This window comes from Lacinutrix sp., from assembly GCF_023299985.1.
Taxonomy (GTDB): Bacteria; Bacteroidota; Bacteroidia; order Flavobacteriales; family Flavobacteriaceae; genus Lacinutrix.
Window position 1 is genome coordinate 1 of record NZ_JALZVX010000170.1, and the last position, 11,239, is coordinate 11,239.

7 protein-coding genes are annotated in these 11,239 nt (G+C 31.7%); all 7 read right to left on the bottom strand.

Annotation, left to right across the window (positions count from 1 at the left end):
- On the bottom strand, positions 1-1,235 hold a 1,235-nt coding region (locus tag Q0C58_RS09290; RefSeq protein WP_290700495.1), incomplete at its 3' end, for a 3-hydroxyacyl-CoA dehydrogenase family protein.
- A 1-nt stretch (position 1,236) separates the two neighbouring features.
- Positions 1,237-1,689: a MarR family transcriptional regulator gene (locus Q0C58_RS09295; protein ID WP_290700498.1), complete on the bottom strand. Its 453-nt coding sequence runs from the start codon at positions 1,687-1,689 to the stop codon at positions 1,237-1,239.
- A gap of 101 nt (positions 1,690-1,790) precedes the next feature.
- Positions 1,791-2,768 (bottom strand): VPGUxxT family thioredoxin-like (seleno)protein, type 2, encoded by a 978-nt coding sequence (locus Q0C58_RS09300; protein ID WP_290700501.1) that lies wholly within the window; start codon positions 2,766-2,768, stop codon positions 1,791-1,793.
- 87 nt (positions 2,769-2,855) lie between these two features.
- Positions 2,856-4,628, bottom strand: a complete 1,773-nt coding sequence (locus tag Q0C58_RS09305) for an AMP-binding protein (RefSeq protein ID WP_290700504.1) — start codon at positions 4,626-4,628, stop codon at positions 2,856-2,858.
- Positions 4,629-5,017: 389 nt separating this feature from the next.
- Complete coding sequence (locus Q0C58_RS09310) at positions 5,018-5,809, bottom strand: helix-turn-helix domain-containing protein (protein WP_290700506.1); 792 nt, start codon at positions 5,807-5,809, stop codon at positions 5,018-5,020.
- Between the two features lie 86 nt (positions 5,810-5,895).
- Positions 5,896-9,558: a phosphoribosylformylglycinamidine synthase gene (purL, locus tag Q0C58_RS09315; protein ID WP_290700508.1), complete on the bottom strand. Its 3,663-nt coding sequence runs from the start codon at positions 9,556-9,558 to the stop codon at positions 5,896-5,898.
- Between the two features lie 163 nt (positions 9,559-9,721).
- A partial coding sequence (locus Q0C58_RS09320; RefSeq protein ID WP_290700511.1) for an endonuclease occupies positions 9,722-11,239 on the bottom strand: 1,518 nt, incomplete at its 5' end.

Below are 11,239 nucleotides of genomic sequence, written 5' to 3' on the forward strand. Positions count from 1 at the left end.
GCATCCCAAATTTGAAAAGGACCATGTTGCCAGCCAAAACCAGCTTTCATAGCATCGTCAATTTTATATAATTCATCTGTAATTTCTGGAATACGATTTGAAACATATGCGAATAATGCAGCGAAACTTTTTCTGTAGAATTCACCAGCTTTATCTTTTCCTTTTACTAATACTTTAAAACGGTCTGCAACATTATCTATTGACTTTGTTAATTCTAAAGTCGCAAATTTTGCACGTTTAGCAGAACGGTATTCTAAAGTGTTTAAGTCTAAACTTAATATTTCTTTTTTGCCTTCTGCTGAAACGGTTTTTTTATAAAATCCTTGACCCGTTTTACTTCCTAACCATTTGTTTTCCATCATTGTGTTGACGAAATCTGGTAATTTAAAAAGCGCTAAACGTTCATCGTTTTTACAATTATCTGCAATACCATTTGCAACATGTACTAGAGTGTCTAGCCCAACAACATCAACAGTTCTAAAGGTTGCAGATTTTGGACGACCAATTACTGGTCCAGATAATTTATCGACTTCTTCAATAGTTAGATCTAAATCTTTAACTGCGTGAAACAAACTTTGAATACTAAAAATCCCGATTCTATTTCCTATAAATGCAGGTGTGTCTTTAGCAACTACAGATGTTTTTCCTAAGAATTGTTCTCCATAACCATTTAAGAAATCTAAAACTTCTGAAGACGTATCTGGTCCAGGAATTATTTCGAATAATTTTAAGTAACGTGCAGGATTAAAAAAGTGTGTTCCACAGAAATGCTTCTGGAAATCTTCACTACGACCTTCGTTCATAAACTTTATAGGAATGCCAGAGGTGTTTGATGTAATTAACGTACCTGGTGTTCTGTGTTTTTCAAGCTTTTCAAAAACCTGTTGCTTAATGTCTAGTCTTTCAACCACAACTTCCATAATCCAATCTACATCTTTTACTTTAGCAATATCATCTTCCAGATTTCCTGTAGTGATTCTATTAGCGAAAGCTTGACTGTAAATAGGTGAAGGTTTAGATTTTAAAGACGCTTTTAAAGCATCATTAACTAAACGGTTTCTAACCACTTTGTCTTCAAGCGTTAAACCTTTTGCTTTTTCTTTGTCGTTAAGTTCTCTAGGAACGATGTCTAATAATAAAACATCAACACCAATATTAGCAAAATGACAAGCGATACCGCTTCCCATAATTCCTGAACCTATAATGGCTATTTTTTTAATTCTACGTTTGCTCATCTTATTTTAAAATAGATTCTTTATTATATATTTTTTTATTGGAAATTAATTCGTTTATGGTGTCTGTGACCTCTTGGAAGTGTTTTAATTTTTCTTCAGAAACGTGTTTTTTTATAGTTTCGTTAAAAGTTATAACACGATCGCGAGAATATTCTCTTTTTTCTCTGCCAAATTCTGTTAAGTGTATTAAAACGCCACGACCATCTTCTGGGTTAGGTTTTCGTTCTATTAAACCTAGCTCATCCATTTTTTTTAAAATACGAGATAGACTAGTAGCTTCCATTCCCATAATTGGACCTAAAGAAGTTGAAGGTGTACCATTTTCTGGATCGATACTTAATAAGGTAAAACCAGTTGCCATTGTAGAATCGAATTTGGCGGCTTCTTCATTATACATTTTATTTACAGCTAACCATGTAGTGCGTAGTAAATAATCTATGGTTTTATCTTTCATTAAATTTAAATTCGTTTAGCATGAATTCAAATATAGCAAAAATTTATTATGCGTGCATAATAAATTTATAGAAATTTTAATTTTTTATAAAATTTAGTGAATTAAGATTTTATCATCTTACTCCATGAAGTATTGAAGTCTTTAGTAAATAAAACTTCACTTTTACTAGAATCTACTTTTGCCAACCATTTTTTTTGTTTTGGACTTAAGTAGGTTAATGGAGACTTTCTATTTCCTAAAGCACTATTTATTTTAGTTTTTTGAACTTGACTTAAAGGTAAGTATTTTAATTTACTATGTTGTAGATAATAGTCTTCATCTTTTTCAGCCCAAGTAAAATTACCACTATTACTTGCAGTTTGCATTTGATTAGCTTTAGCAAAGGTGTTTAATTCCTCTTTAGAGATTTTGGAGGCATTATATTTTACTTTTACAACTTCACCATTCATAAAACCTGCTTGAGTTAATAGCACACCTTCTTGCGAGCCTAATTGTTTTTCACCTGTCCAGAAACAGTACATTTTGTAATGTGCTTCTTTTATATTAGGTGTATTGTAATTGATGCTAAGTTCGCTTCCTAATATTTTTACATATCCAGGAATTGTTTTGTTTTCTTTTTTTAGTGCGTTAATTATTGCATTATATAAACCTTTTGCAGAATAGTCACTCGCAACTCTTTTTACAATATTTTCTCCATTTTTATTTACTATTCTCACTACAGGATTGTTCCAAGTGGGTTCATTATATTTTTGTAAAATCTTTAAATCTTTTCCTTTTTTATTATTAAAAATGGCAAGAGGAATAAATTCGTTTTCAATGGTTTCTGTCATTAAAGGATTGCTTAATACATTGTTCCCATAATTTACACAGGTTGAACAACCTGGAACTTCTTGAAATAATATTAAAATAGGCTTGTTTTCTTTTTCTGAAGCAGCAATTGCGTCATCATAATCACGATACCAACTTATTTTCCCTAATTCTTTTTCTTGATCTTTAGGATTTGTGCGCTCTTGCGCATTTATATTTTGAGAGACAACTATTACTAGTGAAAGTATTAATACTTTGAAAATATTTTTCATATTTCTAGATTTTAATTATATAAATTAAGTCTATTAAATATTTGAAATCTTACAGATAGAATGTTAAAACTAAGTTATGAAATAGTACTAAGGATTGTATATTTTATTATAGAGATCTATATAAATTTCTTTAATTACTTTACGTTTCATTTTCATTGTTGGTGTTAAATGTCCACCATCAATAGACCATTCGTCTGGTGTGAGTTCGAAACGCTTTATTTGTTCCCACTTTCCAAAATGTGTATTGCATTTATCTACTTCTAACTGAATACGGTCTTTAATTTCTTGAGAATTAGCTATAGCTTCTCCAGTTTTTTCAATGTTTTTATTTTTTCGGTCTATCCACTCTTTTATAAAGTGGAAATTAGGTTGAATTATAGCAGCAGGCATTTTTTCGCTTTCACCAACTACCATAATTTGTTCTATAAATCGAGATTGTTTTAACTCGTTTTCAAGAAGTGTTGGGATAACATATTTACCACCAGATGTTTTAAACATTTCCTTTTTACGTCCAGTAATTTTAAGAAAGCCATCTTGGTCTACATCACCTTTATCTCCTGTATGAAAGTACTCTCCAGTCATTACGCTTGCCGTTTTTTCTGGATCTTTATAGTAACCCATCATTACGTTTCGTCCTTTAATTAGGATTTCTCCATCGTTGGCTATTTTAATTTCTACACCATCAATAGGTTTGCCAACAGTTCCTAATTTAAAGTGCTTGTTTTTGTACATTTCTACAGATACTACAGGTGAGGTTTCTGTTAAACCATAACCTTGCATTATTTGCATTCCAGCCGCAGAGAAAATTCGTGATAATCTAGTTTGTAATGGAGCAGAGCCTGATACCATAGTAGCTAATTCTCCACCTAAAGCATCACGCCATTTACTAAATATTAATTTATTTGCGATGCTTAACTGTAAATTATACCAAGCTCCATTTTTACCATAAGGTTCCCATTGTTCTCCAAGCGCAATGGCCCAATGAAAGAGTTTACTTTTTATTCCAGTTAATTCTGCACCTTTAGCAAAAATCTTATCATAAACCTTTTCTAAGAGTCTTGGTACAACACTCATTAAATTAGGTTTTATTTCTTTAGCATTATCTCCAATTTTATCGATGCCTTCTGCAAAATAAATAGAAGCTCCAGCATGCTGGTATATGTATATAAGTACACGTTCGAAAATATGGCAAATAGGTAAGAAACTTAGTACTCTTGGGTTTTTTCCAGATAGAGGTAGTCTTTCTATACTGTTTAGAACATTACTTGTAATATTGTCGTGAGATAGCATGACACCTTTAGGCTTACCTGTTGTTCCAGAAGTGTAAATAATAGTTGCTAATTCTTCAGGTTTAACATTGTCTTTTCTTGCTTCTACGTCTACTTGGTTGGTTAAGTCTTTTCCGAGTTCGAATAATTCTGAATAATGCTTGCAGCCTTCAATATAGTCGAAAGAATACACTTCCTTTACTTTAGTATTAGCTTGTACTTTTTTTACTTTATTGTAAACTTCTAAATCTGAAACAAAGCAATAAATAGATTCACTGTGGTTTAATACATACTCATAATCTTCTGCACAGATAGTTGGGTAAATGGGTACATTTTGTGCACCAACTTGTAAAACACCAATATCCATAATATTCCATTCTGTTCTATTAGTTGAAGAAATTACAGCAATTTTATCGTTTTTATTAATTCCTAATTTTAATAAAGCACGACTTACAGCGTTGGATTTGTCTAAATATTCTTTAGTTGACATTGGAGTCCATTTTCCATCGTATTTAGTTACTAAGGCAGCTTCTAAATTGTGTTTTTCTAACTGATAATAAGGAAAATCGAAAAGGCGTGTTATCTCTGTCATACTTTTATTTGAGGTTAGGAATACTAATATAAACCTTTAATGTTGTAATAAATTACTTGTTTCTTCCTGCTTTTTTACTTCGGATAAATAAAAACAATTTAACCAATTTAGACGACGTTATAAATTTATTTTTGATATTAGTTCTGCAAAGTAAGGATTTTTAAATCTATTTCAAATATGAAATAAAAAAGGAGCTGTTAAAAAACAGCTCCTTTGCTAATTGATTTTAGCATGAATTTGTGTTGTAAATAAGTTTATTTAATAACTAACTATTTTAAATGAATCCCTTAACTTTCATTTAACTAAATAAATTTAACATAAATTCTATGTAAATATAATTAGTTTAAATTAATTGTAGATGTAAAAAATCGTAATATCTACTATTTTAACTATATTTTAATAAACTCATTTTTATTTTCAGAATAAGTTTTTGGTGATTGATTCATAAAATACTTAAATTCTTTAGCAAAATGAGAAGCATCATGGAAGTTATACATTTCTACTATATCTTTAAGCTTTAATTCTTTCTCATTATATTTCTTAATTAACATGTTAAATCTGTGAAGTCTAGCATATTTTTTTGGAGTTAAACCTACCATTAACTTAAATTTAGTTTCTAGTGTTTTTTGAGAAACAGGTATTTTTTCTAAAAGATCGTTAATTGAAATTTGTCCTGCTTTTTGATTGATTATGGCTAAAGCTTTATCTACATTATCAGTATGATTGTTAATAGTAAGAGGTTGTTTTTTTATTAAAGTTTCTAAAGCTTTAAGTGCTTCATTACCTTTTAGTTTTTTTGCAAAAAAAATATTTAATGTGTTGCAGAGTGGTTTAGAAAATTCGCTTAAAGCTATATGTTTATCATTAATAATAGAGACATCTAATTGTGTTAGCTTATAAAGAGTTGTTGGATGAAACACTATGCCGCAGCATTTTGTTTCTTGATCTATATTTAAAAGGGAGGTTTTTTTAGTTTGACCAGTTACAATAAGTCCTTTAGCATTATATATTTTATTCTCTACTGTTAATTTGTGCATACCTTTACATGTGTATGCCATGGAGTGCTTTCCTAAAGGAAGTACTTTACCTTCAAAAGGTAAAGACGATTTTAATACTTTTAGTTCAAAAAACGCTTCAATTAGGTGAGATGAATCTGTGCTCTTATAAGCATTATAGATCATAAATTTGTGGTTGGTTGCAATTTATTAATTAATTAGCAACACAAAAGTACAATTTTTCTTACTTAAACATTAACGAAACACAATTTTTAACGTTTAGTTTTTTCTACCCACAACCTTGCATTTACAAAAGCCTCTAGCCATGGAGACACATCATCTTTTCTATTTTTAGGATAGTTTGCCCAATTCCATTGAAAAGTAGAGCGCTCAATATGTGGCATTGTAACTAAATGTCTTCCTGTTGTATCGCAAAGCATTGCTGAGTTAAAGTCTGATCCGTTTGGGTTATTTGGGTAGCCCTCATAACCATATTTTGCTACTATATTGTATTCTTTTTCTTCTTTTGGTAAGTTAAACTTTCCTTCACCATGAGAAATCCAAACACCAAGTGTAGTACCTTCTAAAGTAGATAACATCACAGAATTGTTTTTTTGAATTGCTACAGATGTAAATGAACTTTCATGTTTTTTAGAGTCGTTGTGTACCATTTTTCCATGAGCATCATGCTCTGGATTAATAAGATCTAACTCCATAAATAACTGACAACCATTACAAATACCAATAGAAAGGGTGTCCTTTCTTTTAAAGAAATCATTGATTACTTTATTTGCTTTATCATTATATTTTATTGCACCAGCCCAACCTTTTGCAGAGCCTAAAACATCAGAATTTGAAAAGCCACCAACAGCACCTAAAAACTGAATATCTTCTAATGTTTCACGACCAGAAATTAAATCTGTCATGTGTACATCTTTAACATCAAAACCTGCTAAATACATAGCATTTGCCATTTCTCGTTCTGAGTTAGATCCTTTTTCACGAAGTATTGCCGCTTTTGGTCTTGAGTTTCCAATTACAGGAAGTTTTCCTGTAAAATGTTTTGGAAAAACATATTTTAAAGGCTGATTTTTATAATTGTTAAAACGTGCTTCAGCTAAATTGTTTGCAGTTTGTTTTTGATCTAAAAGAAAAGAGGTTTTGTACCACATATCTCTTAAACGCGACACTGTCATTGTAAAAACTTCAGTTTCATTAATGATGCTTAGGACATCACTTTCTGTAACCTTTCCTATGTTGAAGAACTCAATGTTAGCATCTGCTAAAACTTTTTCTATTGAAGCATCTTTAGCTTGAAAAACGATTCCTGCGTTTTCACCAAATAATACTTTGCAAGAGTCTTTTTGCTTTAAAGCTGTAATATCTAATTCGGCTCCAATATTATTATCTGCAAAACATAATTCTAATAAAGTTGTAATTAATCCACCAGAAGCTACATCATGACCAGCAATAATTTGTTCGTCTTTTATTAATTTCTGAATCGTGTTAAATACATTTTTTACAAATGCAGAGTTTGTAACATTTGGTGCATCATTTCCAATAGTATTTAAAATCTGTGCAAAAGAACTTCCACCTAATTTAAAATCGTCTTGAGATAAATTAATATAATAAATGTCTCCAGCATCCTTTTGTAAAAGAGGCTCAACAACTTTAGAAATTTCGTTGCAATTTCCAGCAGCAGATATCACAACTGTTCCTGGAGAAATAACTTCTTCGTTAGGATATTTTTGTTTCATTGATAAAGAATCTTTACCAGTTGGAACATTAATACCTAAATCTATAGCGTATTCTGAGATTGCTTTTACAGCTTCGTATAATCTAGCGTCTTCTCCTTCATTTTTACAAGGCCACATCCAGTTAGCAGATAACGATATGCTTTGCAATCCATCTTTTAAAGGTGCCCAAATAATATTGGTTAATGCTTCTGTAATACTATTACGACTTCCAGCGACAGGATTAATTAATCCTGAAATAGGCGAGTGGCCAATAGAAGTAGCAATACCTTCTTTTCCTTTATAATCCAGTGCCATAACACCAACATTGTTTAGTGGTATTTGTAAAGGCCCAACACATTGTTGTTTGGCAACTTTACCACCTACACAACGGTCTACTTTATTTGTTAACCAATCTTTACATGCAACCGCTTCAAGTTGCATTACTTGGTCTAAATAATTATAAAACTCATCTGGATTGTATGATATGCCACCATAATTTCTATCTACTGTAACATCGTTTAATATGGTTTTTGGAGAACTACCAAACATATCTTCTAAAGCTAAATCCATAGGTTTATCACCTTTGGTTTTAGACTCGAAAGTAAAACGGTTATTAGCCGTTACATCTCCAACTGTATAGATTGGTGAGCGTTCTCGTTCTGCAATTTTATTTAGAGTGTCTAAGTGTTTTTCTGCAATTACTAATCCCATGCGTTCTTGAGATTCGTTACCTATTATTTCTTTTGCAGATAATGTTGGATCTCCAACAGGTAAAGCATCTAAGTTTATTTTTCCACCAGTATCTTCTACTAATTCTGATAAGCAATTTAAGTGTCCACCAGCTCCATGATCATGAATAGAAACAATAAAATTTTCTTCACTTTCAACCATTCCACGAACTGCATTTGCTGCTCGTTTTTGCATTTCTGGATTAGAACGTTGTACAGCATTAAGCTCTATACCTGAAGCAAATTCTCCAGTATCTGCACTAGAAACGGCTGCTCCTCCCATTCCAATACGGTAGTTTTCTCCACCAAGAATAACAATTTTATCTCCTTTTTGAGGCGTATCTTTTAAAGCTTGGTCTGCTTTGCCATAGCCAATTCCTCCAGCTTGCATAATTACCTTATCGAAACCTAATTTTCTGGAATCTTGTTCATGCTCAAACGTTAATACAGAACCACAAATTATAGGCTGTCCAAATTTGTTTCCAAAATCTGAAGCACCATTACTCGCTTTAATTAAAATATCTACAGGAGTTTGGTATAACCAATCTCGTGCTTCCATTTTCTGTTCCCATGGTCTATTATCTTCTAAACGAGAGTAAGACGTCATGTAAACCGCTGTTCCTGCTAGTGGCAAAGATCCTTTTCCGCCTGCAAGTCTATCTCTAATTTCTCCTCCAGAGCCTGTTGCTGCACCATTAAAAGGTTCAACGGTTGTTGGGAAATTATGTGTTTCTGCTTTTATTGAGATTACAGAGTCGTAATCTGAAGTGGTGTAAAAATCAGGTTTATCTGCTGTTTTAGGTGCAAACTGTTCCACTTTAGGGCCTTTTATAAAAGCAACATTATCTTTATAAGCTGAAACAATATCGTTTGGAAATTGTTTTGATGTTTCTTTAATTAATTTAAATAATGAAGTCGGTTTTTCTTCACCATCGATAATAAAAGTTCCATTAAATATTTTGTGTCTACAGTGTTCACTATTTACTTGTGAGAACCCAAATACTTCAGAATCTGTTAATGGTCTTCCTATTTTTTTTGATACACCTTCTAAGTATTCAATCTCTTCATTATTTAATGCTAAACCTTCTTGTTTGTTATATGCAGCAATATCTTCAATATCAAGAATAGCTTCAGGTTTAATATCTATTGTAAATGACTCTTGATTTAAGCTGTTATATTTTTCAGAAATCATAGGATCGAAACCTTTGAAATCTTGAGCACAACTTTCAAATTCTTCAATTCTCTCTATGCCTTCTATTCCCATATTCTGTGTAATCTCAACAGCATTGGTACTCCAAGGCGTAATCATGGCAGCACGTGGACCAATAAAAAAAGCGTCAAGAGACGCAGTGTTTATTTTTGGCTGGTTGCCAAATAACCATGTCAGTTTTGAGATGGTTGAAGTTGATAATTCTTTTGTTGCTTGAACAGCAAAGAGTTTACTGTTTTGGTTTCCGAAGAAATGAATCATTTTATAGAAGTTTGAAGTTATTTTTAAAAGAGCAAATTTAGGTCTTTTAGTTAGATTTTTTTATTAAAATGAAGACTTAATTTATGAGTTATCCACGTGGTTATTAACCAAAAAAAAGCGATTCAAATAGAATCGCTTTTTTAAAATATGTTTATTTAAGAAATTATCCTTTAATTAATTTTTTAGAAATACTTCCGTTTGATGTTTTTAACTTTAAAATGTAAACACCTTTGTTTAATCTAGAGACACTAACTTCTTTATTTGATGGTGTAACGTTTCCTTGTAAGATTTTCTTTCCTAAAATATCGTAGATTTCAAAAGGTGTATTTTGTTTTACTTCAATATTTAATAGGTTACCATTAATTGGGTTAGGATAAATTTTAAATGTATTTATTTCAAAATCTCTAGTACTCAATGTTTGTGTGTGAGTACCTAAATCTGTACATGTGTTTGATGCAGATTGGATCCATTCATTTATATCGAAAATAGTGTTTCCTCCAGCAATATTAGAATTTCTTACTAATGTTGTATTAGATGCATAAGTTGTATTATCGCCTAAAACACCTAGAATATCTATAAGTGTTCCATTTTTAAATAAGCCAACAGCATCGTTTCCATTAAATCCTGTTATGGTGTTATTTAGATCATCTACAACAGTCGTGCAAACTGCTAAAGCTCCATTTGCAATGACATAAACATTATTATTTATAATAGAGGTTCCAGAAGGAAAGCTATAAGTTGCAGTCCAGGCAGCATTTCCGTTAGAACTTAATCTCAATTCATAAATAGATAAATCTGTAATATCTACTCCAGTAAAATTGGCGATTTCTAATGCTTTGTTGTTTGATGATCCTTCCATATATTCCGAAAAGAATAAGTCGTTAGCTGAAGAACTTCCTGCTAATGTTGTACCAGATGCAGCTACACTTTGAGCAGAGGCATTGTCTGATCCATCCTTAGCTAAAATTGTAAAACTATAAGTTGTTTCTGGCGATAAGCCTGTAACAGTAAAAGTAGTTGCAGCAGAATTTGTTGTGGTGTAAAAAACACCATCTACGTAAACGTCGTAAGTTGTTACAGCTGTATCATCTGTAGAAGCTGTCCATGATAAATCTATAGTAGATGTTGTAGGATTAGAGGTTGATAAATTTGTTGGAATTGTTGGTGCTTGTGTGTCTGCCATCGGATTCCAAATCATATCAGCATATTCTGGATGGTCTACAAATGGATTAGCGTTTCCTTGAAAATTATAAGCCTCATCGTTTCTTACGCGTTCTCTTTCATCTACTGGATCTATGTTATTGTGCCAATCTAATAATGTTGTAATTGCCCAAGGAAAAAATACTTCGTCGTTGGTGCCATTAAACATATCGAAACTAGTGTAGCCATCAACAGTATCTTCATAACGCGTTGCAAAATACAATAATGCTCTAGCTATGTCTCCTTTAAATTCGTCTATAGGTTCAAAAACAACACCACTGTATCCAACGGCTGCACTTGAGCCTCTTTGAGATCCGTTTAATGATGTAAAATTTGGTGAAGCAACATCTGCAAATGGTAAACTTCCTCTAAAATTATTTACTCTACCATCTGTTGGTATAACATGGTGTATATCACTCTGCATTGGAAAAGCACTATTAAAAGAAGATTGTGGTACTAAATGTTCTCTATTGTAACAGTC